The organism is Adlercreutzia sp. ZJ242, assembly GCF_011038995.1.
Lineage (GTDB): Bacteria > Actinomycetota > Coriobacteriia > Coriobacteriales > Eggerthellaceae > CAAEEV01.
In genome coordinates, this window is sequence record NZ_JAAKEE010000020.1 from 1 (window position 1) to 26,242 (window position 26,242).

15 protein-coding genes are annotated in these 26,242 nt (G+C 68.4%); 3 read left to right on the forward strand and 12 right to left on the reverse strand.

Annotated features, from left to right (window positions below; translation table 11 throughout):
• Positions 1-106 precede the first annotated feature (106 nt).
• The 3 genes from G7Y49_RS06465 to G7Y49_RS06475 form a co-directional block, all read right to left on the reverse strand.
• The gene (locus G7Y49_RS06465; RefSeq protein WP_241157307.1) at positions 107-5,167 is read right to left on the reverse strand and encodes a 2-hydroxyacyl-CoA dehydratase; all 5,061 of its coding nucleotides are present in this window, start codon (positions 5,165-5,167) and stop codon (positions 107-109) included.
• Between the two features lie 10 nt (positions 5,168-5,177).
• On the reverse strand, positions 5,178-5,789 hold the full coding sequence (locus G7Y49_RS06470; RefSeq protein WP_165172188.1) for a TetR/AcrR family transcriptional regulator: 612 nt from the start codon (positions 5,787-5,789) through the stop codon (positions 5,178-5,180).
• Between the two features lie 442 nt (positions 5,790-6,231).
• On the reverse strand, positions 6,232-7,611 hold the full coding sequence (locus tag G7Y49_RS06475; protein WP_165172189.1) for an MATE family efflux transporter: 1,380 nt from the start codon (positions 7,609-7,611) through the stop codon (positions 6,232-6,234).
• A gap of 278 nt (positions 7,612-7,889) precedes the next feature.
• On the opposite strand from G7Y49_RS06475, the gene G7Y49_RS06480 reads away from it, so the two are divergent.
• Together G7Y49_RS06480 and G7Y49_RS06485 are read left to right on the forward strand one after the other, a co-directional pair.
• Complete coding sequence (locus tag G7Y49_RS06480) at positions 7,890-9,164, forward strand: CapA family protein (RefSeq protein ID WP_165172190.1); 1,275 nt, start codon at positions 7,890-7,892, stop codon at positions 9,162-9,164.
• Between the two features lie 113 nt (positions 9,165-9,277).
• Positions 9,278-10,642 (forward strand): PFL family protein, encoded by a 1,365-nt coding sequence (locus G7Y49_RS06485; protein WP_165172191.1) that lies wholly within the window; start codon positions 9,278-9,280, stop codon positions 10,640-10,642.
• A 71-nt stretch (positions 10,643-10,713) separates the two neighbouring features.
• On the opposite strand, the gene G7Y49_RS06490 is transcribed toward G7Y49_RS06485, so the two are convergent.
• The 4 genes from G7Y49_RS06490 to G7Y49_RS06505 all read right to left on the reverse strand — a co-directional run bounded on the left by G7Y49_RS06490 (position 10,714) and on the right by G7Y49_RS06505 (position 15,942).
• Positions 10,714-11,478: a TlyA family RNA methyltransferase gene (locus tag G7Y49_RS06490; RefSeq protein WP_165172193.1), complete on the reverse strand. Its 765-nt coding sequence runs from the start codon at positions 11,476-11,478 to the stop codon at positions 10,714-10,716.
• Between the two features lie 146 nt (positions 11,479-11,624).
• Entirely contained in the window at positions 11,625-12,680 is a 1,056-nt protein-coding gene (locus G7Y49_RS06495) for an aspartate-semialdehyde dehydrogenase (protein WP_165172204.1), read from the reverse strand.
• Positions 12,681-13,120: 440 nt separating this feature from the next.
• The gene (locus G7Y49_RS06500) at positions 13,121-14,398 is read right to left on the reverse strand and encodes an aspartate kinase (RefSeq protein ID WP_165172206.1); all 1,278 of its coding nucleotides are present in this window, start codon (positions 14,396-14,398) and stop codon (positions 13,121-13,123) included.
• Between the two features lie 326 nt (positions 14,399-14,724).
• Positions 14,725-15,942 (reverse strand): MFS transporter, encoded by a 1,218-nt coding sequence (locus G7Y49_RS06505; RefSeq protein ID WP_370519617.1) that lies wholly within the window; start codon positions 15,940-15,942, stop codon positions 14,725-14,727.
• A gap of 129 nt (positions 15,943-16,071) precedes the next feature.
• Between G7Y49_RS06505 and G7Y49_RS06510 the strand changes: the two genes are divergently transcribed.
• Positions 16,072-17,037, forward strand: coding sequence for a zinc dependent phospholipase C family protein (locus tag G7Y49_RS06510; RefSeq protein ID WP_165172210.1), 966 nt, complete (start codon positions 16,072-16,074; stop codon positions 17,035-17,037).
• A 146-nt stretch (positions 17,038-17,183) separates the two neighbouring features.
• Here the strand turns inward: G7Y49_RS06510 and G7Y49_RS06515 are convergent, their stop codons facing one another.
• From G7Y49_RS06515 to recJ, 5 genes are all read right to left on the reverse strand, one after another.
• Entirely contained in the window at positions 17,184-17,813 is a 630-nt protein-coding gene (locus tag G7Y49_RS06515) for a DUF47 domain-containing protein (protein WP_165172212.1), read from the reverse strand.
• 39 nt (positions 17,814-17,852) lie between these two features.
• The gene (locus tag G7Y49_RS06520; protein WP_165172214.1) at positions 17,853-18,908 is read right to left on the reverse strand and encodes an inorganic phosphate transporter; all 1,056 of its coding nucleotides are present in this window, start codon (positions 18,906-18,908) and stop codon (positions 17,853-17,855) included.
• Between the two features lie 369 nt (positions 18,909-19,277).
• Positions 19,278-19,955, reverse strand: coding sequence for an MBL fold metallo-hydrolase (locus G7Y49_RS06525; protein ID WP_165172216.1), 678 nt, complete (start codon positions 19,953-19,955; stop codon positions 19,278-19,280).
• 6 nt (positions 19,956-19,961) lie between these two features.
• Positions 19,962-22,355: a bifunctional (p)ppGpp synthetase/guanosine-3',5'-bis(diphosphate) 3'-pyrophosphohydrolase gene (locus G7Y49_RS06530; RefSeq protein WP_165172218.1), complete on the reverse strand. Its 2,394-nt coding sequence runs from the start codon at positions 22,353-22,355 to the stop codon at positions 19,962-19,964.
• Between the two features lie 78 nt (positions 22,356-22,433).
• Positions 22,434-25,778: a single-stranded-DNA-specific exonuclease RecJ gene (gene recJ / locus G7Y49_RS06535; protein ID WP_165172220.1), complete on the reverse strand. Its 3,345-nt coding sequence runs from the start codon at positions 25,776-25,778 to the stop codon at positions 22,434-22,436.
• Between the last annotated feature and the right edge of the window lie 464 nt (positions 25,779-26,242).

Consider the following 26,242-nt stretch of genomic DNA (forward strand, 5'->3'; position numbering starts at 1 on the left):
CGCGGCCCGCTCCTCGCCCGCGCACGACCCGCCAGTCGCCTGCGGCGCGCCCGCGCCAGCCGCGGCCCGGCCCGCGCCCCTCTCGCCCACGTCAGCCGCCACGGCCCTACGCCTTGATCTCCACGTAGCTCACGCTGTCGCTCTCGCGCTCGCGCGTGGGCTGGGCGGGGGCGTCGCGGTGGGCGTCGCGCGAGGTGCGGGCCTCCTTCTCCTTCGCCGCCAGGTTCGCCTTCGCCACCGCGATCATGAGCTTGATGCGGTTGAGCTGGTTCACCTCCGAGGCGCCCGGGTCGTAGTCCACGGCCACGATGTTGCTCTCGGGGTACTGGCGGCGCAGCTCCTTGATGACCGCCTTGCCCACCACGTGGTTCGGCAGGCAGGCGAACGGCTGCGTGCACACCACGTTGGGGCACCCGTTGCGCACGAGCTCCACCATCTCGGCGGTGAGCAGCCACCCCTCGCCCATCGAGTTGCACAGCGACAGGATCTGGCTCGCGTACTCGGCCAGCTCGTAGATGTCGGCCGCCGGCTCGAAGCGCTGCGAGCGCTTGAGGGCGTCGGTCACGGGCTTGCGGAACTTCGCGATGGCCTCGAGCGCCACGCGGCTTCCCACCGCGCCCTTCGACGAGCGGCCGAGCGGGTCCTTCTGGAAGATGGCGCCCGCGATGCCGAACAGGAAGAACTCGATGAGCCCCGGCACCACGGCCTCGCAGCCCTCGCGCTCGATCACGTCGACGATCTGGTTGTTCGCCGTGGGATGGAACTTCACGAGGATCTCGCCCACCACGCCCACGCGCGGCTTGGTGCCCTCGCCGGCAAGCGGCAGCGTGTCGAAGTCCTCCACGATGGCGCCCACCGTGCGCTTGAACCCGCCGCGCGTGACGCCCTCGGCAAGCTGCGCCTTGCAGGCAGCCATCCAGTGGTCGAACAGGCGCTCGGCGCTGCCCGGCTCCACCTCGTAGGGGCGCGTGCGGTAGAGGCACTGCATCAGGAGGTCGCCGTAGCACAGCGCGTACACCGCCTGCAGCAGCATCTTCGGCGTGATGTTGAAGCCCGGGTTCACCTCGCCGAGGTCCTTGAACGACAGCGCGATGACCGGTATGTGCCCGAGCCCCACGCTCTTGAGCGCCTTGCGGATGAGCGCGATGTAGTTGGTGGCGCGGCAGCCGCCGCCGGTCTGCGTGATGAGCACGGCCAGCTTGTCGGTGTCGTACTCGCCGCTCATGACCGCTTCCATGATCTGGCCCGTGACCAGGATGGACGGGTAGCAGATGTCGTTGTTCACGTACTTGAGGCCCGCGTCCACCGCGCCGTGGTCAACGCTCGGCAGAAGCTTCACGTTGTAGCCGAAGCGCCCGAAGATGGGCACCAGGAGCTCGAAGTGGTACGGCGCCATCTGCGGGGCCAGGATGGTGTAGCCCGCCTCCTTCATCTCGGCGGTGAACTGCGGGCGCGCGAACTCGGTGGACTCGCCCTCGCGCTGCTCCACCTGGGCGGCGCGCACCACGCCGTCGGCCTTCTCGGTGAAGCTCTCGGGCACGAGCTTGTCGATGTCGTCGAGGTTGATGGACGCCGCCGGGCACGCGCGTCCCTCGGCCGCCGCGTCCGAGGCCGCCTCGGCCTCGCGGTCGGCCTGGTCCTTGAGCGCCGCGAGCAGGCTGCGCACGCGGATGCGCGCCGCGCCGAGGTTCGACACCTCGTCGATCTTGAGCACGGTGTACACCTTGCCCGCCGCCTCGAGCACCTCCTGCACCTGGTCGGTGGTGAGCGCGTCAAGCCCGCAGCCGAAGGAGTTCAGCTGGATGAGGTCCAGGTCACGCCGCTGCGTGGCCACCTTCGCCGCCGCGTACAGGCGCGTGTGGTACATCCACTGGTCGACCACGCGGATGGGGCGCTCGAGCTGCCCCAGATGGGCGATCGAGTCCTCCGTGAGCACGGCCAGGCCGAAGCTCGTCAGAAGCTCGGGGATGGCGTGGTTGATCTCGGGATCCTGGTGGTACGGGCGGCCCGCCAGCACGATGCCGTGCGTGCCCGTCTCCTCCATCCACGCGAGCGTCTCGGTGCCCTTCGTGCGTATGTCGCGCTTGAACGCCTCGTCCTCGGCCCACGCGGCGTCCACCGCCGCGTCCACCTCGGCCTGCGTGAGCGGCACGCGCGCGACGCCCGCCTCCTCGGCGAAGTTCTGCGAGAGCTCCACGAACAGGCGCTTCTTCAGGTGCTCCTTGTTGTCGTAGGGCAGCCACGGGCTCACGAACTTGGTGTCGGACACGCGCAGCTCGTCGATGTTCAGGCGCAGCGCCTCGGGGTAGCTCGCCACGATGGGGCAGTTGAAGTGGTTGCCCGCCGTGTCATCCTCCTGGCGCTCCCACTTCGAGCACGGCATCCAGATGAAGTCCGGGTGCTTGTCGAGCAGGTTCATGATGTGGCCGTGGGAGAGCTTCGCCGGGTAGCACACGCTCTCGCTCGGCATGGACTCGATGCCGGCCTCGTAGGTCTTCTTCGTGGACGGGTCCGACAGGATCACGCGGTAGCCCAGGTTCGTGAAGAACGTGAACCAGAAGGGGTAGTTCTCGTACATGTTGAGCGCGCGCGGGATGCCCACCGTGCCGCGGCGCGCCTCGTCGGCGGCAAGCGGCGTGTAGTGGTCGAACAAGCGGCGGCTCTTGTACTCGAAGAGGTTCGGCACGTCCGACTTCGCCGCGCCCACGCCGAGGCTCTCGCCCTTCTCGCAGCGGTTGCCCGTGATGAAGCGGCGGTGCTTGCCCGTCTCCTCGTCGCGGCCGAAGTCGTTCACCGTGAGCAGGCAGCTGTTCGAGCAGCCCTTGCAGCGCACCGTGCGGTGCGTCGGGGCGAGCGCCTCGATGTCCTCGAGCGAGAGCAGCGAGGAGGTGGGGGATGCCGTGACGGGGGCGTTGTCGGCCCCGTCCGCGCCCGCGAGGGGCTCGTCTGCGCCTGCGGGGGCAGCTGCGTCCGCGTCCGCGTCCGTACCCGCGAGGGGCTCGGCAGAGCTCAGTCGCTCGGACAGTCCTGCTCGCTCGAAAGCGCCGGCGGCGCTTTCGGCTCGTGCGGAACTCACTTGGTGAGCACCGCCGAGCCCCTCGCCCGCCGAGCCAAGCTCCTGCAAGACATCTACCGCGCCCGCCCCCGAAGCGCCCGCGGCGCGCAGCTGCGTGCGGTAGCGGTCGCGCGCCAGGAGCGCGGCGCCGAACGCGCCCATGTTGCCGGCGATGTCGGGGCGCACGGCGTTCACCTCGGAGAGCTGCTCGAAGGCCCGCAGCACGGCGTCGTTCAGGAAGGTGCCGCCCTGCACGATGACCTTCGTGCCCACGTCATGCGGGTCGCGGATCTTGATGACCTTGAACAGCGCGTTCTTGATGACCGAGATGGCCAGGCCCGCGGCGATGTCGCCCACCGTGGCGCCTTCCTTCTGCGCCTGCTTCACGCGCGAGTTCATGAACACGGTGCAGCGGCTGCCCAAGTCGACGGGGCGCTCGGCCTGGACGGCGGTCTTCGCGAACTCGGCCACGTCGAGGTTGAGGCCGGTGGCGAAGCTCTCGATGAAGCTGCCGCAGCCCGACGAGCACGCCTCGTTGAGCATGATGTGGTCGATCACGCCGTCCTTCACGCGCAGGCACTTCATGTCCTGCCCGCCGATGTCGAGGATGAACTCCACGCCGGGCAGCATCTCCTGCGCGCCGCGCAGGTGCGCCACCGTCTCGATCTCGCCGGAGTCCACGCGCAGCGCCTCGAGCAGCAGCCCCTCGCCGTAGCCCGTCACCGTGGCGTGCCCGATGCGCACGAGCGGGTCGCCCGCGGCCTCGTCGCACGGCAGCGCGCGGTAGAGCTCGGCGAGCGCCGCCTTCGCGCACCCGAGCACGTCGCCCTTGTTGGAGGCGTACGTCGACCACAGAAGCGCGCCGTCCTCGCCGATGAGCGCGGCCTTGAACGTGGTCGAGCCCGCGTCGATGCCCAAGAAGGCCACGCCGCGGTAGTCCTCGAGCGGCGCGCGGCGCACGCGCTCGGTGTCGTGGCGCGCCTTGAACTCGGCATAGTCCGCGTCGTCGGCGAACAGCGGCGCCAGGCGCACTACCTCGCTCCCCTGCATGTCGCCGAGGTTCTCCAGGCGCACGAGCACGTCGGAGAGGTGCTCGGGCGCGGCGCCCTCCGCGGCGCCCGCGATGGCGCAGCCGCTCGCGACGAACAGGTGCGCGTTCTCGGGCACGATGATGGCGTCGCCCTCAAGGTCGAGCGTCTCGTAGAAGCGGCGGCGCAGCTCGGGCAGGTACTGCAAGGGGCCGCCGAGGAAGGCCACGTTGCCGCGGATGGGGCGCCCGCACGCCAGGCCCGAGATGGTCTGCGTGACCACCGACTGGAAGATGGAGGCCGCGATGTCCTCCTTCTTCGCGCCCTCGTTCAGAAGCGGCTGCACGTCGGTCTTGGCGAACACGCCGCAGCGGCTCGCGATGGGGTAGATGGTGGCGTGGCTCTTCGCCAGCTCGTTCAGGCCGCCTGCGTCGGTGTTCAGGAGCGCGGCCATCTGGTCGATGAACGCGCCCGTGCCGCCCGCGCACGTGCCGTTCATGCGCTGCTCGATGCCGTTGTCGAAGTAGATGATCTTGGCGTCCTCGCCGCCGAGCTCGATGGCCACGTCGGTGGCGGGGATGAACGTCTCCACGGCCGTCTTGGACGCGATGACCTCCTGCACGAACGTGATGCCGAGCCACTGGGACAGGAGCAGGCCGCCCGAGCCCGTGATGGCGATGGTCATGCGCTCGGTGGGGAACTGGGCGGCGGCCTCGCGCAGCACCTCGATGATGGTGGCGCGCACGTCGGCGTGGTGGCGGCGGTACACCGCCCACTTCACCTCGCCGAGCGCGTCAAGCACGGCGAGCTTCACCGTGGTCGACCCCACGTCGATGCCGAGGCGCAGGAGCCCGTCGGCCGCCGCGAGCACCGCCTCGCGCTCGGCGGCAGCCTCGGCCGCAGCCTCGGCCTCCTCCACGCGCGTCACGCGCAGGGTGGCCGCGTCCTCGGTGGCGTCGGTGATGATCTGGACGTACTTCCTCTCCTCGCGCTTGGCGGACTTGCGCGCGGCGCGGGTGCCTCTCGCGGTCTTTCTCATGGTTCCCTTGGCTTTCTCGGATTTGTCGTTAGTCTTGTCGAACATGGTCCTCACCTTAGAGCTTGATCGATTCGCCGGGCTTTATGAACAGGAGGCGCATCACGATGCGCGCCATGTCCTCAGAGCTCTCCTGCATGCCGCGCTCCAGCCACCGCGTGATGACGCCCAGGTACGCCGACGCGTAGAACGCCACGTAGTAGCCGACGAACGGCTCGGGGTCGCTGCGGTAGCGCTCGTGCAGAAGCCCCAGGATGATGTCGGTGCACAGCGTGTCGCGCAGGCGCTGGCCGAAGCGCGCGTCGCCGCGCGGGCCGAGCATCGCGCACAGGAAGTCGCCCTGCTCGCGCAGGTGGTCGAACAGCTCCACGAGCAGCGGCAGCGGCTCGCGCGCCACCTTGAGCTTCGCCAGATCGAGCAGCGTGAGCTTGGACATCTCGCCGCGGAACTGGCGCAGGTCGCCCATGACCTCGTCCTCGAGCTGAGCGAGCAGGTCGTCCTTGTCGCGGAAGTGGTTGTAGAACGTGCCGCGGTTGAGGTCGGCGCGGGCGCACAGGTCGTTCACCGTGAAGCCGTCGAGCCCGCGCTCCTCGGTGAGCGCGATGAGCGCGGCGCGCAGCGCGCGGCGCGAGCGCGCGATGCGGCGGTCGGTGCAACCGTCGGACGTCATGCGGTCCCCTCTTCGGTCATGCAATCCCCCTCTTCGACGTCAAGGCCAATAATCAACACGCTGTTCATTATAGCGAGAACGAAGCTGCCCGTCAGCCCTTGCGGCGCCCCCGTGCAGAAAAACAGCGGCGTTTTGGCAGAAATTTACAGATATTTGTCGCTCGGAAGGCAGCGAGGGGCTCTTTTCTCGTAGACTGCCCCGCTTCCACCAGCAAAACCGCAGGTCGCATATTCTTCGACAGACCAGAAGAGCGCTCATCTCGCTGCGAAAAGACAAATATCTGAAGATTTCTGCCAAAATGGGCGCTGAGAATTGCACGCCGGCGCGCCCCTACGCCAGCGAGCGGCGCTTAGCGGAGGGAGCGCCCCTACGCCAGCGGGCGGGGTCTGGCAGAGGGAGCGCCCTCACGTCAGCGGGCGGGGTCTGGCAGAGGGAGCGCCCCCTACGCCCGCGGGCGGCGCCTCTTCCTGCGCGCCTTCCCCGGGCGGGGCTTCATGAAGCCGTAGACGTCGCCGAGGCCGAGCATGAACGCGAGGGTGACCACGAGCGCCACCAGCTCGGCTGCGGGCGTGGCGAACCAGATGCCCTGCGGGCCGAGCACAAGCGGCAGCAGGAGCACGGCGGCGACCTCGAACACCAACGTGCGCAGAAACGAGATGGCCGCCGACACCAGGCCGTTGTTGAGGGCGGTGAACAGCGCCGAGCCGTACACGCAGAAGCCCATGAGCAGGTACGTCAGCGCGTAGATGCGAAACGCGCGCTCCGTGAGCGCGCAGAGCTCGGGGTCGTACCCCACGAACACCTGCGCCAGCACGCCCGCGCTCGCCTGCGCCAGCGCGAACATGCACACGCCGCCCGCCGCCACGAACGCCATGCTCTTCCTGAACAGGCTGCGCATCTCAACGTGGTTGCGCGCGCCGAGCTGGAAGCTCATGAGCGGCGAGGTCCCCATCGCGTACCCCATGAACATCGCGCCGAACACCATGGCCACGTACATGATCACGCCGTAGGCCGCCACGCCGTCCTCGCCGATCAGGCGCAGCAGCTGGAAGTTGTACAGCATGGCCACCAGCGACATGGCGATGTTGCTCACCATCTCGGACGACCCGTTCACGCAGGCGCGCGCCAGCACGCGGCCCTCGAAGCGCGTGCGCCCCAGGCGCAGGAAGCTCGCGTTCTTGCGCGCGAAGTAGAGAAGCGGCACGCCGCCGCCGATGAACTCGCCGATCGACGTGGCGAGGGAGGCGCCGGCCACGCCCCAGCCGAGCACGCCGACGAACAGCGCGTCGAGCGCCATGTTCGCGACGCCGGCCGCAACCACCACGCAGAAGCCCAGCTGGGGCTTGCCCGCCACCACGAAGAAGCTCTGGAACACGTACTGCAGCATGAAGAACGGGAGCGACAGCAGCGCGATGAGGCCGTAGACCACGGCGAGATCGAGCATCTCGCCGCTCGCGCCCATGAGCTGGTACAGCGGACGCAGGACGAAGGCGCCGGCCACGGCGAGCGCTACGCCGATGGCGAGCGTCGCGTACACCAGCAGCGAGAAGTAGCGGTTCGCGCGCTCGTCGTCGCGCTCGCCGCGCGTCTTCGCCACGATGGCGCTGCCGCCCGCGCCGATCATGAACCCCACCGAGCTCAGCATCATGAGGATGGGCATCGCCCAGTTCACGGCGGCGAGCGCGGTCTTGCCGGCGAAGTTCGACACGAACAGCCCGTCCACGATGCCGTAGACGGACGTGAAGATCATCATCGCGATGGACGGCGCGGCATACCTCAGAAGCTGGGGCATGCTGAAGTGCCTGCCCATGTCAACGGCCATGGCGAAAGTCTCCTTAGGGGTCGGGGTGCGGAAGGCGGGACGCGCGCCGACGACCCGGCGCAGGCGCGGTGCCGGCGGCCAGGCAGGGTAGGCCGGCGATCGGGGCCGGCCAACCGTCAGCCGCCAGATGCTCGAGCCAAGTGTCTGAAGAGCCTGGTGCCGTGCCCATTTTAACCCAAAGCCCAGCTGAGTAAAGGACCCCGCTGACGCGCGTGTCTTCTCCGTCAACTGCGAAATGCCCTACAATGTCCCTAGTGAAACCTGCGGAAGGGACCTCCATGGCAACCTCGGGAAGCAAGCCCACGCGTCGCAAGCCCAGCCCCGCGGCGCGCGCCTCCTCCCCGCGTCCTCGGGCGCAGGCGGCGCAGCGCGCGCTCCCCGTCAGGGGGCTCGTCATCCTCGTCGCCCTCATCGCCGCGGCGGCGCTCCTCTTCTCCGTCGGGAGCTGCGCTGCCAACGCCCTGCTCGGCCCTGCCCCCGCCACCACGCCTGAAGCCGCGGCGGACGAGCAGCGCGTGAGCTTCGCAGCCGTCGGCGACAACCTGCCCGACGCCGGCATTGCCGCCTACGCCGACGCGCTCGCCGGCGAAGCGGGCGACGGGCTTTACGACTTCGCGCCCATCTACGCGAACGTCAAGCCCCTCGTCGAGGCAGCCGACCTCGCCTACATGAGCCAAGAGACGCATCTGGGCGGCGACGAGATCGGCCCGCGCGGCTGGCCGTCGTTCAACACCCCCGACGCCATGGCCGACGCCGTCGTGGCAACCGGATTCGACCTGGTGGCTTCCGCGTCGAATCACGCCTACGACTGGGGGACCTACGGCGCACTCGAGCATGCGCTCGACGTGTGGAGGGCCCAGCCCGTGGTGTACACGGGCACCGCCGCCAGCGCCGAGGAGGCCGCGCAGCTCGCGACCGTCGAGCGCGAGGGCATCACGTTCGCGCTGCTCGACTACACCTATGGCGTAAACGGCTACGAGCCTTCTGATCTGCCCGCCTACGCGGTGAACTTCATCGACGAGGAGCGCATCCGCGCCGACGTCGCCGCCGCGCACGAGGCAGCTGACGTCGTGCTGGTGGCCATGCACTGGGGAACCGAGAACGTGCTCGAGGCTGACGCCGAGCAGCAGCGCCTCGCCAAGCTGCTCGCCGACCTCGAGGTTGACGTGGTGCTCGGCTCGCATCCGCACGTCATCGGCCCGCTCGAGTGGGTGGAGGGCGAGACGGGGCATCAGGCGCTCGTGGCGTACTCGCTGGGCAACTTCCTGTCAAACCACAGCACCCCCCGCGTGAAGAACGAGCTGGAGGGCATGCTCACCTGCGACTTCGTAAAGGACAAGGAGAGCGGCGACGTGTACGTGGAGAACGCGGCGTGGACCCCGCTCGTGAACCACACTGACGAGGACGGCAGCTTCAGCATCTACCCCTTGGGCAGCTACACCCCCGAGCTCGCCGCCCGGCACACCCTCCTGAGCCAGGAGGAGGACCCCCTCGGACAGCTGAACGCCCTCACAGACCAGACCATCGGCGATGAGTTCCCGATCAATAGGTAGCCCCGCCGCGCCTGATCGCCGCATAATTTGCTATCCTGACTTGACGTACCTTTACCCACAGACGGCGGCCTGGCGCACGACGCAGCCCGCCTTGCACCCGAAGGACGGAGCCCATGCAGATCACGCCTGCTGAAATCGCCGAGACGCTTGCCATGGTGAGCAAGCAGAACCTCGACATCCGCACGATCACGCTCGGCATCAACCTGCGCAGCTGCGTGGACGCCGACATCGACCGCCTCGCCGCCAAGGTCTACGACCGCATGACCACGGCCGCCGAGCGCCTCGTGTCCACTGCCGAGCAGCTCGAGCGCGAGTTCGGCATCCCCATCGTGAACAAGCGCATCTCGGTGACCCCCGTCGCCGAGATCTGCGCCGCCGTGTCCGCCGCCGACCTCACGCCCATCGCCGTGGCCATGGACCGCGCGGGCAAGGAGGTCGGCGTCGACTTCGTGGGCGGCTTCTCCGCGCTCGTGCACAAGGGCGCCTCGCGCGCCGACGACAAGCTCATGGACTCCATCCCCTCGGCGCTCGCCGCCACCGACCGCGTGTGCTCGAGCGTGAACGTGGGCTCCACACGCGCCGGCATCAACATGGACGCCGCGTTCAAGATGGCGGGCATCGTCAAGAAGGCCGCCGAGGCCACGGCCGACGCGCAGTGCATCGGCGCGGGCAAGCTCGTGGTGTTCTGCAACGCCGTGGAGGACAACCCCTTCATGGCCGGCGCCTTCCACGGCTCGGGCGAGGCGGACGAGGTGGTGAACGTGGGCGTGTCGGGCCCGGGCGTGGTGCGCGCGGTGCTCGCCGACCTGCCGCGCTCGGCCGACGTCACCACCGTGGCCGAGGCCATCAAGGCCACCGCGTTCAAGATCACGCGCGCCGGCGAGCTCATGGCGCGCGAGGCGAGCCGCCGCCTGGGCGTGCAGAAGGGCATCCTCGACCTGAGCCTGGCCCCCACCCCCGCCGAGGGCGACTCGGTGGCCGAGATCCTCGAGGCCATCGGCGTGGGCACCTGCGGCGGCCCGGGCACCACGGCGGCGCTCGCCATGCTCAACGACGCGGTGAAGAAGGGCGGCGTCATGGCGTCCTCGAGCGTCGGCGGCCTGTCGGGCGCGTTCATCCCCGTGTCCGAGGACGCCGGCATGATCCGCGCCGCCGAGGCGGGCGCGCTCAGCTTGGAGAAGCTCGAGGCCATGACCTGCGTGTGCTCGGTGGGCCTCGACATGATCGCCATCCCCGGCGACACCCCCGTCGAGACCATCTTCGGCATCATCGCCGACGAGTGCGCCATCGGCATGATCAACAACAAGACCACCGCCGTGCGCATCATCCCCGCCATCGGCAAGCAGGTGGGCGACCGCCTCGACTTCGGCGGCCTTCTGGGCTACGCGCCGGTGATGCCCGTGAACCAGAACGCCGGCACCGTGTTCGCCCACCGCGGCGGCCGCATGCCCGCGCCCCTCAACTCGCTGAAGAACTAGCGGCCGCGGCAGGGGAGCGGCCGCGGCGGCCCTGCCGGCGTCGCCGGCAAGCGCCTCTCCCCTGCCGCGCGCTAGCCGCGGTACACGGCGCGCACGAGGTACTCCACGTTGCCCTGCGCGCCGCAGATGGGCGACTCCACCACGCCCGTCACGTCAAACCCCGCGTCCTCGAGCGCCGCGCGCACCTCCTGGACCGTGCGCAGGCGCACCGCCTCGTCGCGCACGATGCCGCGGTCGGTCTCCTCATGGCGCGACTCGAACTGCGGCTTCACCAGCCCGATGAACACCGAGCCCGCCCGGCACAGCGGCGGGAAGGCGCCCGCCAGCGCGGCGAGCCCGATGAAGCTCACGTCGATCACGATGAGGTCGAAGGGGGCGCCGAGCGCCTCGGGCACGGCCTCGCGGATGTTCGTGCGCTCGAACACGCTCACGCGCGCGTCCTGCCGCAGCTTCCACGCGAGCTGCCCGTAGTTCACGTCCACGCACGCCACGCTCGCCGCGCCCGCCTGCAGCAGGCAGTCGGTGAACCCGCCGGTCGACGAGCCGATGTCCACGCAGCGCATCCCGCGCACGTCCTGCGAGAACGCGTCGAGCGCGCCCTGCAGCTTGCGCCCGCCGCGCGACACGAACTGCCTGCGTCCGCGCACGAACACGTCGGCGTCGGGTCGCACGCGCACGGCCGCGCTCGTCACGTACACGTCGTCGACGCGCACCTCGCGCGCGATCACCGCGCGCAGCGCCTCGTCGGCGCTCGCGAAGACGCCGCGCTCGACGAGCAGCTCGTCCACGCGCACCTTGCCGGGCTTTTTCCTTGGGTTGGGCTTCGAAGTATCCATGCGCACCATGATACCAAAGCGCCCCGCATGCCATCCGGCACGCGGGGCGCGAAAGAGACGCCTGGGGACAGCGCCCGTCTTGGCGGCCGGGCCGAGCGACCGGAACTGGCGGTCGGACCCGACGACCTGCGCCCGCCAGCCTGCGCTTACGCCCGGGGCAGCAGCAGCTGGGCGATCTGCACGGCGTTGAGGGCCGCGCCCTTGCGGATCTGGTCGGCCACGTTCCAGAAGGCCAGGCCGTGCTCCACCGAGGGGTCGCGGCGCAGACGGCCCACGTACGCGCCGTCGGTGCCGGCGAGCAGTCCCGGCATGGGATAGACGTTGCTCGCCGGGTCGTCCATCACGGTGATGCCGGGAGCCGCCTCGAGCGCGGCGCGCGCGGCCTCCACCGTCACCTCGTCGGCGAACTCCACGTTGATGGACTCGCCGTGGCAGCGCAGCACGGGCACGCGCACGCAGGTGGCAGCCACCTTGATGTCCTCGTCGCCCATGATCTTCTTCGTCTCCGCCACCATCTTCCACTCTTCCTTGGTGGAGTCGTCCTCGAGGAACTTGTCGATGTGCGGAATGCAGTTGAACGCGATGCGGTGCTGGAACGCCTTCACCGTGAGCTCGTCTTCAGGCGTGCCGTCGAGGAACTCGCGCGTCTGGTCGTAGAGCTCGCGCATGGCCGGCGCGCCCGCGCCCGACGCGGCCTGGTAGGTGGACACCACCACGCGCGTGATGCGGCTCAGGTCGTAGAGCGGCTTCAAGGCCGCCACCATCTGGATGGTGGAGCAGTTGGGGTTCGCGATCACGCCCGAGTGCCAGCTGACGTCGCCCGGGTTCACCTCGGGCACCACGAGCGGCACGTCCTCGTCCATGCGGAACGCGCTCGAGTTGTCGATCATCACGGCGCCCGCGGCCACCACGGCCTCGCGCATCGCCTTCGACACGTCGGAGCCCGCCGAGAACAGCGCGATGTCAACGCCCTCAAACGACTCCGGGGTCATCTCCTGCACCACCAGATCGCCCGCCGGCACGTCGCCGCAGCCGTCGAACGCGAGCTTCTTGCCCGCGCTGCGCGCGCTCGCCAAGGCGCGCACCTCCGAGGCCGGGAAGTCCAGGTCGTGCAGCACCCTCAGAAACTCGCGTCCCACCGCGCCCGTCGCGCCCGCGACCGCCACCACCGGCCGAGCCGGCATCTCTTTCGTCCAAGCCATCTTCCGTCTCCTTCATCCAAGTCCGGCGGATCACAAACCGCACGCCATGTTTCAAATCTATCAGCCGCGAACCCGAGCCGCGCGTCAAATCGGCAGACAGGCGGCAAAACCCAGCCGTCTGCCTCCCAGCAAGCGCTCGCACGCAAAAAGAACCGCGAAAAACGCGGTCATCCATCCTTCGATGCAAAAAAAGAAGCCCCGACGCGAGGCGAGCTGCGGAGGGGTGCTCACCAAGCGAGTTCCGCACGAGCCGAAATGCCCGGCGGGCATTTCGCGCGAGCAGGACTGTCCGAGCGACTGAGCTCCCCTCCGCAGCTCGCCCGACGCCCGCAGTCCAGCGCGCGTACCTTGGCACGCGACGAATGCTTGGAGCGGCAAGGCGAGGTGCCTCGGAGCTTCGCAGCGCCGAGCCTTCTGCCGTTGCGCCAGCGCGCGAGCGCTTAGCGCCCCTTCTTCATCTTCGCGGCGATCTCCTCCGCCGAGAGCTGCGTCTCCTCGAACACGCTGTCGGAGTCCAGCTCGAACGCGGTGTGCAGCACCTGCACGGCGCGCGTGGCCTCCGACGCCTCGACCACCATCGACAGTCGGATGGGGGACGTGGAGATGGCCAGGATGTTGATCTGGTTCTCGCCCATGGTGGTGAATGCGCGCGCCGCCACGCCGGGCGACGACTTCATGCCCGTGCCCACGAGGCTCACCTTCGCGATGTCCTCGTCCACCACGTACTCGGTGGCGCCGATCTCGCCGATGATGCAGTCGAGCGTCTCCTTGGCGCGCTTCAGGTCGGCGCCGGGGCAGGTGAACGAGATGTCGGTGTAGCCGTCAAGCGAGATGTTCTGGATGATCATGTCGGTGTTCACCATGTTCGCGGCCAGCGCCGAGAACACCTTCGCGGCGACGCCCGTGTTGTCGGGCACGCGGCGGATGGTCACCTTCACCTCGGACGTGTCGTGCGCGATGCCGGTGATGACGGCTTCCTCCATGTCAGGGTCCTCCTTGATGTACGTGCCCTCCGCATCGGAAAACGCGGAGCGCGAGTGAATGACGACGTTCCACTTGCGGGCGAACTCGACGGCGCGGCTCTGCAGCACGCCCGAGCCGGCGCTCGAGAGCTCGAGCATGTCGTCATAGGAAATCTGGTCGAGCTTGCGCGCGCGCGGCGCCACGCGCGGGTCGGTGGTGTAGACGCCGTCCACGTCGGAGTAGATCTCGCACACGTCCGCGTTGATGCCCCAGGCCACCGCCACGGCCGTGGTGTCGGACCCGCCGCGGCCGAGCGTGGTGATGTCGCCGTTCGCGTCGATGCCCTGGAAGCCCGCCACCACGGGGATGGCGCCGTCGTCGAGCGCCGCCAAGATGCGCTCGTTGTGCACCTTGACGATCTTCGCCTTGTTGTGGATGCCGTCGGTCTCGATGCCGGCCTGGCGGCCCGTGAAGCTCATGGCCTTGTAGCCCAGCTCGCCGATGGCCATGGCCAGAAGCGTCATGGACACCTGCTCGCCCGTGGAGAGCAGGCGGTCGAGCTCGCGCGCCGGCGGGTTGGAGGTGACGGCGCTGGCCAACCCCATGAGCTCGTCGGTGGTCTTGCCCATGGCCGAAACCACGGCGACCACCTTGTGCCCCTGCTGCCTCATCCCCACCAGGCGCTTTGCAACGTTCTTGATGCGTTCGGGCGAGGCAACCGACGTGCCGCCGAACTTTGCAACGATCAAAGACATGGTTTATCTCTCAGTTTTCTTCCCTGTGCGTCCTCATCGGGCACGCGCCGAACACGGGCAGGCGAAGGCACCGAAGGGAAGGCGCGCGCCTGCGCAAGGGCGCATGAGCCCAGCAGCGTTCCACTATATCAAAAAGAAGGCGCGCCGAGGCCCTCTGCCAGCGAAATGCACGATCGGCCAGCCCACGAGCACGGAAAGCTAGCGGGCGCCGCGCGTGCCATGCCCCGCCATGCCCCGCGCCCGGCAGCATGCCGCCAGCGACCGCGCCGCACCGCAACGCGCCCGCTAGCGCGCCCGCATGCCGCCCGCGCGCCCGCGCGTGCCCGCTAGCGGGCGTCGTCCTCGGGCATCTTCCACATGAAGGCCAGCCCCACGACGAACAGCACGGACACGGACAGCACGCCGATGGAGGGATTGCCGGTGAGCTGGGTGAACAGGCTCACGAGGAAGGTTCCCATGACGGCCGCGTACTTGCCCAGGATGTCGAAGAAGCCGTAGTACTCGTTGGCGCGCTCCTTCGGGATGATCTTGCCGAACTCGCTGCGCGAGAGCGCCTGGATGCCGCCCTGGAACAGGCCCACGCACACCGCCAGGATCCAGAACTCCACCGCGCTGCGCAGGAAGAACGCCGCGAACAGCGTGATGCAGAAGTACGCGAACACGGCGATCATGAGCATGCGCCGCGTGCCGAAGCGCGCCGAGAGGCGCCCGTAGGCGATGGCCGACGGGAACGCCACGAACTGCGTCATCAGGAGCGCCAGCACGAGCTGCGTCGAGTCGATCCCCAGGTCGGTGCCGTAGCTCGTGGACATCTTGATGATGGTGTGCACGCCGTCGATGTAGAAGAAGTACGCCAGCATGAACAGAAGGATGCGCTTGTCGCGCGCGATGTCGCGCAGCGTGGCCAGAAGGCCCGAGAACGTCGCGCGCATCAGGTTCGGCACGCGCTCCTTGTAGTGCGTCTGGTGCACGTCGCGGATGATCGGCACCGAGAACGCCAGCCACCACGCCGCCGTGATGAGAAACGCGATCTTCATGCCGAGCATCATGTCGATGCCGATGCTCGGCCCGCCGAGCACCACCGCCAGACACGCGATGAACGGGATGCACGAGCCGATGTAGCCCCACGCGTAGCCCTGCGACGACACCTCGTCGAAGCGGTCCTCGGTGGTGGCGTCAACCAAGAACGCGTCGTAGAACACCATGGAGCCGTTGAGCATGACCGCCGAGATCACGTAGAGCACCAAGAACGCCAGCGCGTGGGTGGGCACGCCGAGCGCGGCGCACGCCACCACGCCCGTGCCGACGAACCCCACGAGGAACTTCTTCTTGTTGCCGCGCAGGTCAGCCAAGCTGCCGAGCACGGGCATGAGCAGAGCCAGGATGAGCGAGGCCACCGTCTCGGCATAGCCCCAGGCCACCACGACCGACGAGCCGGGCTCGGCGAGGGAGGCGAAGTAGATGGGGATGAGCGCCGTCGAGAGCATGACGAAGCCCGAGTTTCCCACGTCGTAGAGCACCCAGCTGCGTTCCTGCCTCGTCATCTTCTTGCGCCCCATGCGACCCCGTGCCCTTCCGTTTGCGGAAATTGAACGAAATTGATTTGATGCGCTGACTATTGTATATGATGTGACCCAGCACGCAGGTAAAGATACGGTCAGATGGGAGCCGCCATGCCCGCAATCATCACGCACGACACCTTCGGACACGAGATCTACTCGACGCTGTTCGAGTTCATCGGCGGCACGCGCGACGAGGCCGAGGCGTTCCTTCTGGGGAACCAGGGCCCCGACCCGCTGTTCTACTCCGTGGTGAACCCGCGCCTCGCGGCGGCTCACCGCCTGGGCTCGATCATGCACGACCAGATGCCCGCCGAGCTCCTGCTCGCGCTCAAGCGCTCGGTCGCCACGCTGCCGGAGGCCGACCGCTCCTGCGCCCGCGCCTACGCGCTGGGCTTTCTGTGCCACTACGAGCTCGACTCGGCGACGCACCCCCTCGTGTTCTTCTGGCAGCACGCCCTCTGCGACGCCGGCGTCGAGGGGCTTGGCCGCGAGCACGGCTCCGACGTGCACGCGCTCATCGAGAGCGAGCTCGACGAGCTGGTGCTCACCACGCGGCGCGACGCCACCATCGCCACGTTCAACCCCTCGAAGGAGGTGCTGAAGGCGTCGCGGCACGTGCTCGACGTGGTCTCGACCATGTACGCCTACCTGGCACGCGACGTGTACGGCCTGGTGATCCCCGCCGACACGTTCAAGGCGAGCGTGCGGGCGTTCCGCAGCGTGCAGGCGCTGTTCTACTCGCCGAGCGGGCTCAAGCACAACGTGATCGGGCGCGTGGAGACGCTCGTGCGCCCCCACTCGTTCTACCGCGCCATGAGCCACCGCAACCGCGCGCTCACCGCGTCGGCCTTCGACAACCGCGAGCACGCCGCCTGGGAGAACCCCTTCACGGGCGAGGAGTCGCGCGCGAGCTTCGTCGAGCTGTTCGAGGGCGCCCGCACCCGCGCGCTCGCCGACCTCGTCGCCTTCGACGCCCCCGCCCTCACCTTGGAGGGCGCGCGGAAGATCACCCGCGACCTCAACTTCTCCGGCCAGCCCGTGAACGCCCGGATCATAGCCGTGGAGGACGCACGGTAGCGGCGCCCTTGCGCGAAGCGGCTGCGGCGCGGCCGCGCTCGCCGCGCCGCAAGAGCAAGCGAGGGGCGGCCCGGCGGGCCGCCCCTTCCCTTCGCATATCTGAGCTTGCCTGAGGGCCCCGCCGCGCAGACGGGCCCGCGGCGCGCCTACATGTTCTTGAGCAGGATGGTGCTCACGATGTCGGCGGCATGCTCGGTGGCGTCGCAGCAGCGCTCCATGCGCTCGTAGACGCGCGACCACACGAGCACGTGCATGACGTCGTCGTTCTCCACGGTGTGGAGGCGGCGCATGGCGGCGCTGTAAAGGCCGTCGGCCTCTTCCTCGTAGTCGTTGATGTCGAGGATGAGCTGCTTGAACTTCTTCGACTTCTTGAAGTTGTGGAACTCGCCCATGGCGCGGTCGAGCGCCTTGCACGACTTCTTGATGAGGTCGGCGAAGCGCAGGGCGTCCTCGGGCATGGTGCGGATGTCGTACATGTACATGTGCGTGACGACGTCCTCGATGTAGTCGAGCACGTTGTCGAGCGCGTGCGCGAGCTCGACGATGTCCTCGCGGTCGATCGGCGGCATGAAGTCCGTCGCGGCGCTCGAGAACACGTCGTGGTTGATGCTGTCGCCCTTGCGCTCGAGCTCGTGGACCGCGGGGATCACCTCGTTCAGGTCCTCCGAGCCCGCATAGCCGTCAAGCGCCTTGATCAGGAGGTCGGACTCCTCGACGGCGAGCGCCGTCAGCTTCTCATACGCCTTGAAGTAGTCGTACTTCTGCTTCTTTGCCATCTTCGTCTCCTATCGAAGAATCGACTTGCCTTAACACCCCTACAGGATGAAGAGGAACAGCTTCGCGCACGCGAACCCCAGGATGCCGCAGCCGGGGAAGGTCAGGACCCAGGTCTTCACCATGTCGATGGCGATGCTCCACTTCACGCCCTTGGGGTTCTTCGCCGCGCCCACGCCCATGATGGCCGTGGTGTTGGTGTGCGTGGTGGACACCGGCAGGCCGCCGAACGTGGCGAGCACGAGGCTCACGCACGTGGAGAGGCTTGCCGCGAAGCCCTGGAACGACTCGAGCTTCACCATGTCGACGCCGACGCTCTTGATGATGCGCTCGCCGCCGACCGCCGTGCCGAGGCCCATGTTCAACGCGCAGAACACCATGAGCCACACCGGCAGCACCATCGACTCGGCGCTCGTGCCCATGCCGAGCGCCAGCGAGATGGCCAGCACGAAGATCGACATGAACTTCTGGCCGTCCTGCGCGCCGTGCATGAACGCCACGCCCGCTCCCGCCGCGATCTGAGCCCAGCGGAAGAACTTGTTGGCGCTCCTGCGGTTCGCGTTGCGGAAGGCGCGGCTGATGATCTGGTAGAACAGCCATCCCAGGCCGAAGCCGAGAAGAGTGGAGAGCAGGATGCCGTAGATGACCTTGATCCACTCGGCGCCGTTAATGGCGTCGAAGCTGCCCTGCAGCGCGATGGCCGCGCCGGTGAGGCCCGCGATGAGCGAATGGCTCTGCGAGGTGGGGATGCCGAAGTACCAGGCCACCGTGCCCCACACGATGATGGCCACCATGGCGGCCATGAGCGCGATGAGCGACTGCTGGGCGTCGCCGCCGAAGTCGACCATGGAGAAGATGGTGTGGGCGACGGCCGACGTCACGAGCGAGACGAGCAGCAGCCCGAAGAAGTTGCAGATGGCAGCCATGACGATGGCGTGCTTGGGCTTCATGGCGCGCGTGGAGACCACCGTCGCGATGGCGTTGGGGGCGTCAGTCGCCCCGTTGACCACGATGACGCCTATGTTGAGCAGCGTGACCACCAGAAGAAGCGGGTTCTGCATGAGTTCAGAAAGGAAAAGGGTCCACTCGATGGTCACAGGCGTCCTTCCAACGGTTCGACTTCACGCAACAACTTTACGTGCAAGCAACTGAAGTTTAACAGTTACTTAACATTGTAAAGAAACAAACACCTCTGTTTTACGCAGACGGTGAGCCAGTTTCGTAAAGTTTAGGTAAAGTCAACCGAAAAGGACGTTCCATCAGAGCGGACGCCAAGAAGGATGCCAAGAATGGAGAGCACACTTGTCGTTCGTAACGTCAGCGAGGGTTCTTGCGGTGCCTGAGATAGCCCCGCCGCAGGGCCAAGTGGGCTCCGCCCACGCCGAGCCCTGCACAAGGGGCTAGGTCAGGTGCCGCAAGAAGCCGCAGCGTCGAGCATTCCGCCTGCCCCGCCAGGGCAGGCGGAACTACTCAGGCTCCCAGCCGAAGCGCGCGAAGGTGCGGCGCCTCTCGGCCCCTATGGTGGTGAGGTCGTTGTGCCCGGGCAGCACCGCCACGTCGTCGGGGAGCTTCGCGAGCTTCCTCACGCTCGCCGCCATGTCGGACAGGGACCCGCCCGCGAAGTCGGTGCGCCCCACCGTGCCGGCGAACAGCGTGTCGCCCGAGACGAGCACGGGCAGCCCGTCGGCGTGGCTGCCGAACTGCGGCACCATGAACAGGCAGATCGAGCCCTTGGTGTGCCCCGGCGTGGAGATCACCTTCCACTTCATGCCGCCCACCTCGACCACGTCGCCGTTCTCCACGGTGCGGTCGACCTCGCACGGGACCGCCGTGTGCGAGGTGCCGGTGTCGTCGCGCGGCTGCTCCACGAACGGCGCGTCAACCGCCGACGCGATCACCGGCGCGCCCGTGAGCGCGCGCAGGTCGGCGGCGCCGTCGGTGTGGTCCCAGTGCGCGTGCGTGATGACGATGGCGTCGAGGCGCGCGCCGTCAAGGGCCTCCACGATGCGCTCGGCATCGCACGACGGGTCGACCACCATCGTGCCCCGCCCGTCCGAGATGATGTACACGTTGTTCTGGATGGGGCCCATCACCAGGTACTTCACGTCAACGCAGAGCCCTTGGACCTCGTAGGTTCTCGCCATGGCGTCCTACTTCCTCTTCCCGATCGACTGCCCCGGCACCATGCGCCGCGCGTCGAACACGCCGTCTATCTCGCTCAGGCGCTTGAGGGCGTGCTCGATGCCCGACAGCGCCGACACCTGGAACAGAAAGCGCATCTCCACCATGCCGTCGCGGTGCGTGGTGGTGGTGCACGACAGCACGTTGGCCCCCACCTCCGACAGGGTGCGCGTCACGTCGAGCAGCAGGTTCATGCGGTCGAGCGCCTCGATGTAGATCTCCACCTGGAACGACGTGGCCGCCGAGGGCGTGCCCTCCCACGACACGTCGATGATGCGCTCGGGCTGCCTCTTGAGCTCGATGGCGTTGGGGCAGTCGGCCCGGTGCACCGACACGCCGCGCCCGCGGGTCACGAACCCCAGGATCTCGTCGCCCGGCACCGGGTTGCAGCAGCGCGACAGGCGCACGAGCACGTCGTCGACGCCCTTCACCACGATGCCGTTGGAGGAGTGCGTCTCATGCTTCTTCGCGCGCTTCACGCTGGTGAGCATCGGCGGCATGATGCCCGTCGCGGAGGCGCTCATGCCGAAGCCCGGCTTCTCGGCGTCCTCGGTCCCCTTGTCGACGAGGATCTTCAGCAGGCGGTTCGCCACGTGCTGGGCGCTCTCCTTGCCCGTCCCGAGCTGCACGAACATGTCGTCGGGGTCGTTGAAGCCCATGGCCTCGGCCACCGACTTCAGCGCGCGCATCGACTGCGCGCTCGAGATGCCCAGGCCGTGCTTGCGCATCTCGCGCGTGAGCTTGTCGCGGCCGAGCTGCAGGTCGTCGGAGCGCGACACCTTGGAGAAGTACGAGCGGATCTTGCTGCGCGCCGACGGCGTCTTCACCATGGTGAGCCAGTCGCGCGAGGGCGTGGCGCTCTTCTGCGTGAGGATCTCCACGCGGTCGCCCACCTGCAGCTCGTAGCTCAGAGGCACGATGGAGCCGTTCACCTTCGCGCCCACGCAGTGGTTGCCCACCTCGGTGTGGATGGCGTAGGCGAAGTCGACCGGCGTGGCGCCGGCGCGCAAGCTCATGACCTCGCCCTTCGGCGTGAACACGAACACCTCGGAGTTGTCGAGGTCCATCTTGAGCGACTTGAGGAACTCGCGCGAGTCCTCCGTCTCGTCCTGCCAGTCCACCATCTCGCGCAGCCAAGCCAGCTGCTGGTCGAGCGCGTCGGCGCTCACCTTCCCGCCCGACTCCTTGTAGCGCCAGTGCGCCGCCACGCCGTACTCGCTCGCGCGGTGCATCTCCTCGGTGCGGATCTGCACCTCGAGCGGGCGGCCCGCCGGGCCCATCACCGTGGTGTGAAGCGACTGGTACATGTTGAACTTCGGCATGGCGATGTAGTCCTTGAAGCGCCCCGGCATCGGGTGCCACAGCGTGTGCACGGCGCCGAGCGCCGAGTAGCAGTCCTTCACCGACTTCACGATCACGCGCACGGCGATGAGGTCGTAGATCTCCGAGAAGCCCTTGCCCTTCTTCGTCATCTTCTGGTAGATGGAGTACAGGTGCTTGGGGCGCCCCATGATCTGCGCCTGGATGCCCACCTTCTCCATCTCCTCGTGGATGATGTCCACCACGCCCGCCAGGTACTCCTCCCGCTCGGAGCGGCTCTCCGTGACCATGCGGCTGACCTGCTTGTACTTGTTGGGCTCGAGGTAGAAGAACGACAGGTCCTCGAGCTCCCACTTGATGGAGTTGATGCCGAGGCGGTGCGCGATGGGCGCGTAGATCTCGAGCGTCTCGCGGCTCTTGAAGATGCGGCGGTCCTCCTTGAGCGCGGCGAGCGTGCGCATGTTGTGCAGGCGGTCGGCCAGCTTGATCACGATGACGCGGATGTCCTTGCTCATGGCCACGAACATCTTGCGGATGGTGGCCGCCTGCTCGTCGGAGAGGCTCTCCACCTCGATGCGCGTGATCTTCGTGACGCCCTCGACGAGCTGACGCACCTGCGCGTTGAACTCGCGCTCCACGTCGGCGGCGGTGACCTCGGTGTCCTCCACGGTGTCGTGCAGAAGCGCCGCGCAGATGGTCTCGGCGTCCATGCGCAGGTCGGCGAGGATGATGCCCACCTCGATGGGGTGGATGATGAACGGCTCGCCGGACTTGCGGCACTGCCCCTTGTGCGCGGCGTTGGCGAACGCGAAGGCGTGCTCGAGCATGGCCTCCTCGTCGGCGGTCATGTACGGGCGCGTGAACTCCTGCAGCTCGGCGAAGCGCTCCTCGGGCGTACGCGTGCGGCGGTCCGCCTCGACGCCCGAGGCCATGGACCGCTCGGCAACGTAGGGCCGCCCCAGCATGAGGTCGACCGTCTGCCTGACGGCGACTCCCTTCCGAGCCCTGCCCAGCATCTCCTCGTTGTTGCCCTGCGCGCCCATAAGCGCCCCCTTCCGTACGTCAAGCTCAGCCGTCGCGGCGCGCAGGCGCGCCACGTGGCGGTAGGTTGTGTTTTCCCGCTAGTTTCCCCCGCGCCAGCCGCGCGGGACGATCGGGTGCGAGACCCTCACGATCAGGCCCTGCGAGTCCTGGGCCAGGGCCCAGTCGCGAAACGCGTCGAACACGCCGCGCTCGCCGAGCCCCTCGCGGTAGCGCACCGAGTCGGTGAGCTCCACCTTCGACGCGCCCTCGTTCACGCGGATCCAGCGCTCGGTCTGCCCCGCGTTGCATGATACACGCGTCTCGATGAGCCCGAGCTCGCGAAAGACCGCCACGCCGCAGGCGGCCGCCTCGGGCGCCACCACGTGCAGCTCGTCGGACGCGAGCGCGGCCAGGTCCCCGTTCTCCATGCAGAAGTAGCTGCCCGGGGTCTGGCGCTGCCGCGCGCGCAGGCGGCGGTACACCTGCGCCATCACGTCGTGGTCGGGCGTCATGTTCGCCAGGATGCGCTCGTTCAAGGCCACGTCCTGCCGCCCGTAGAGCAGATGGACGCACGCGGGCTTGCCGTCGCGGCCCGCCCGGCCCGCCATCTGGTTGAACTCCACCTCGTTGAACGGCAGGTGGTAGAGCACCACGTGGCGGATGTTGGGGATGTCGACCCCCTCGCCGAAGGCCGACGTGGCCACGAGCACCATGATCTCGTCGTTGCGGAACAGCTCCTCGACGCGCTTGCGCTCGGGGCGCGTGAGGCCCGCGTTGTAGAAGCCGATGAGCGGCGCGAGCTGCGGCACGCGGCGGCGCAGCAGGCGCGCCAGCGTGATGGACTGCTCGCGCGAGTTCACGTACACCACCGTCTTGCCGCCCGCCGCCACCAGGTTGGCCAGGTAGTCGTCGCGGTTGCGGATGTTGCGCTGGTCGTCGACGGAGAGGTTCTCGCGCGCCGTCTCGTCGATCACGCTGTCCTGGAGCGGGAGCGTGGCGTCGATGTCGGCGGCCACGCCGTCGGGCGCCGTGGCGGTGACGGCGAGCACCACGGGCGCGCCGAGCTGCGAGACGGCCATGCCGAGCTGCGTGTAGGCCACGCGCGAGCCCGCCTTCGCCAAGCCGATGTGGTGCGCCTCGTCGACCACCACGAACCCGATCCGCCCGCACGCGCCGATCTCGCCCACGTGGCGGATGAGGTACTCGGGCGTGGTGAGCACGATGTCCACCGTGCCCGCGGCCAGGCCCGCGCACACCCGCGCGCGCTCCTCCGTCGTGGACTCGCCGGTGAGGATGCAGCAGGAGAGCCCGAAGCGCTCGAGCGCCGTCGTGAGGTGGAACGCCTGGTCGGCGATGAGCGCGCGCAGCGGGTACACGAACACGCTGGCCTCGCGGGCCAGAAGCGCCCGCAGCGCCGCGTGCACCTGGAAGGTGAGCGACTTGCCGCGCCCCGTGGCCATGACGGCCAGCGTGGAGGTGCCCGCGCGCAAACGGTCGAGGATCTCGCGCTGCGAGGGGTGCAGCGCGCTCGTCCCGATGATGGCGCGCACGATGGCCTCCTCGAGCGCGTCGGCGTCCTCGCGGGCGAGCGCCTCCCAGCGGGCGCGCGCCGCCGCGCGCTGCACGAGCGCGTCGGGCTCCTCGTCGGCCGTCGCGTCGGCCTGGGCGCAGAGCTCCTCGTCGCTCATGCCGAACAGGTCGTCGAAGAACGCGAGCGACGCGGGGTTCAGGCACGCCTTGAGCGCGCCGCACGAGCGCGCGGGCGAGAGCGTCTCGAGCATGGCCTTCACCGAGCGGCGGCCGCGCCACTCGTCGATCTGCACGGAGAACGCCGCGTCGACCACCGACTCGTTGTACAGCAGCGTGTCGATGTAGCCGCAGTGGAACATGATGCCGTTCACCGCGCAGCGCCCGTTGGTGAGCGTGCACGAGAAGTGGTTCTTCTCGGCGCCCACCGCGCGGCAGCGCTCGAGCGACACGTTGCGCGCGAGGAAGGTGGGCTGGGGGTTCTCCTGCCCGAACGGCGCGAGCAGGTCGAGCATGCCCACGGTCTCGAGCGTGAGCTCGTCGAGGTCGACGCACGCGTCGATCTCGACCATGGGGTGGAAGTCGTCTTCGGGGAGCGCGTCCATGTACGCGCACAGGCGCCGCGCGAACGCCTCGAGGTTTGCCACGGGCAGCGTCACGCCCACGGCCGCCTCGTGGCCGCCGAAGCGCGTGACCAGGTCAGACGCGCTCTCCACCGCTGCGAACAGGTTCACCGAGCCCACGGAGCGCCCGCTGCCGCGCGCCTCGTCGCCGTCGACGGTGAACAGCAGCGCGGGCACGCCGTAGGTGTTCACCAGGCGGCTCGCCACGATGCCCTTCACGCCCTCGTGCCAGCCCGCGCCCGCCACCACGAGCGCCCGCTGGCCGTGGTAGACCTCGGCGGCCTGCGCCTTTGCGATCTCGGAGAGCTCGGCCTCGATGGCGCGGCGCTGGTCGTTCACGCCCTCGAGCTTCTCCGCGAGCGCGCACGCCTCGCCGAAGTTGTCGCACATGAGCAGGTCGAGCGCGAGCTGCGCGTCGCCCATGCGGCCCGCCGCGTTGAGCCGCGGGATGAGCGAGAAGCTCAGCGAGGTGGCCGTGAGCGGCTTGCCCGCCGCGCCCGTGGTGCCCACGAGCGCCGCGACGCAGGGGCGTGGGTTGGCGTTCATGCGCGCGAGCCCGTCGGCCACGAGCGCGCGGTTCTCCCCGCGCATGGGCATGAGGTCGGCCACGGTCCCGAGCGTGGCGAAGTCGGTGTAGGAGCGCCACAGGTAGGGGTAGCCCATGCGCGCGCCGAGCATCTGCACGAGCTTGAGCGCCACGCCGACGCCCGCGAGGATGGAGCTCTCGCAGGCCGGGTCCATCTTGGGGTCGGCCACGGGCACGTCGCGCGGCACGAGGTCGGCCGCCTCGTGGTGGTCGGTGACGCACACGGGCACGCCGTCGGCCACGATGGCGGCCACCTCGTCCCTGCAGGCGATGCCGCAGTCGACCGTCACGATGAAGTCTGGCTCGAGCGCCTTCACGCGCGCGTACGCCGCCTGCGTGAGGCCGTAGCCCTCGTCGAAGCGGCGCGGAATGAAGGGCGTGGCCTTGCCGCCGAGCGCGCGCAGGCCGCGCGTGAGCACCGTGGTGGCCGAGATGCCGTCGAGGTCGAAGTCGCCGAACACCACCACGTGCAGGCGCCGGCGGATGGCGTCCTCAAGCGCGTCGGCCACCTCGGACAGGCCGGGGATGTCGTAGGGGTTGAGCCAGTCGCGCTCAAGCGAGGGCTGCAGGAACAGCCGCGCCGCATGCGGCGTGGCGACGCCGCGCGCAACCAGCGTTGCCGCGATGAACCGCGGGAGGCCGAGGTCCTGCATGAGGCGCGCGACCCTCGCCTTGTCGGCTGTGCGTATATTGAACTGCGCTGACATAACGGGTACCTAACAGGCTAAGCATGCTCTTCTTGTCTTGGAGCCTATTTTCGCACAAACCTCCCGCCCTGTCATGGCCCGCGCGGCGCCCGGACAACAGGCGAAGCGAAAGCAACGGGGGCCCGGAAGCGCAGCGTGGCAGGACGCTCGCGCCATGAGCCATAAGCGTGCTTTCCGCTTGCCACGCAACCGGCTCTCCACTTGCCGCACAACTGGCTCTCCGCTTGCCACGCAACCGGCTTTCCGCCTCCGCTCCTTTCACAATTCAAAAAGAGCAGAGCGGGGACACTACCTCGCCCAAAGCGCCCCATCCGCCCCAGGGCCCTCAGGGCCCGAAGCACCGACAACGCCCCTTTCTCATCCACAACTTGAGAAAGCTGGATGGAAAACGCCCGTTATCGGCGATTCGAGCCCCGAAAACCACCGACAACGGCGCTTTCGCATCCACTTTCCCCAGGAAATCG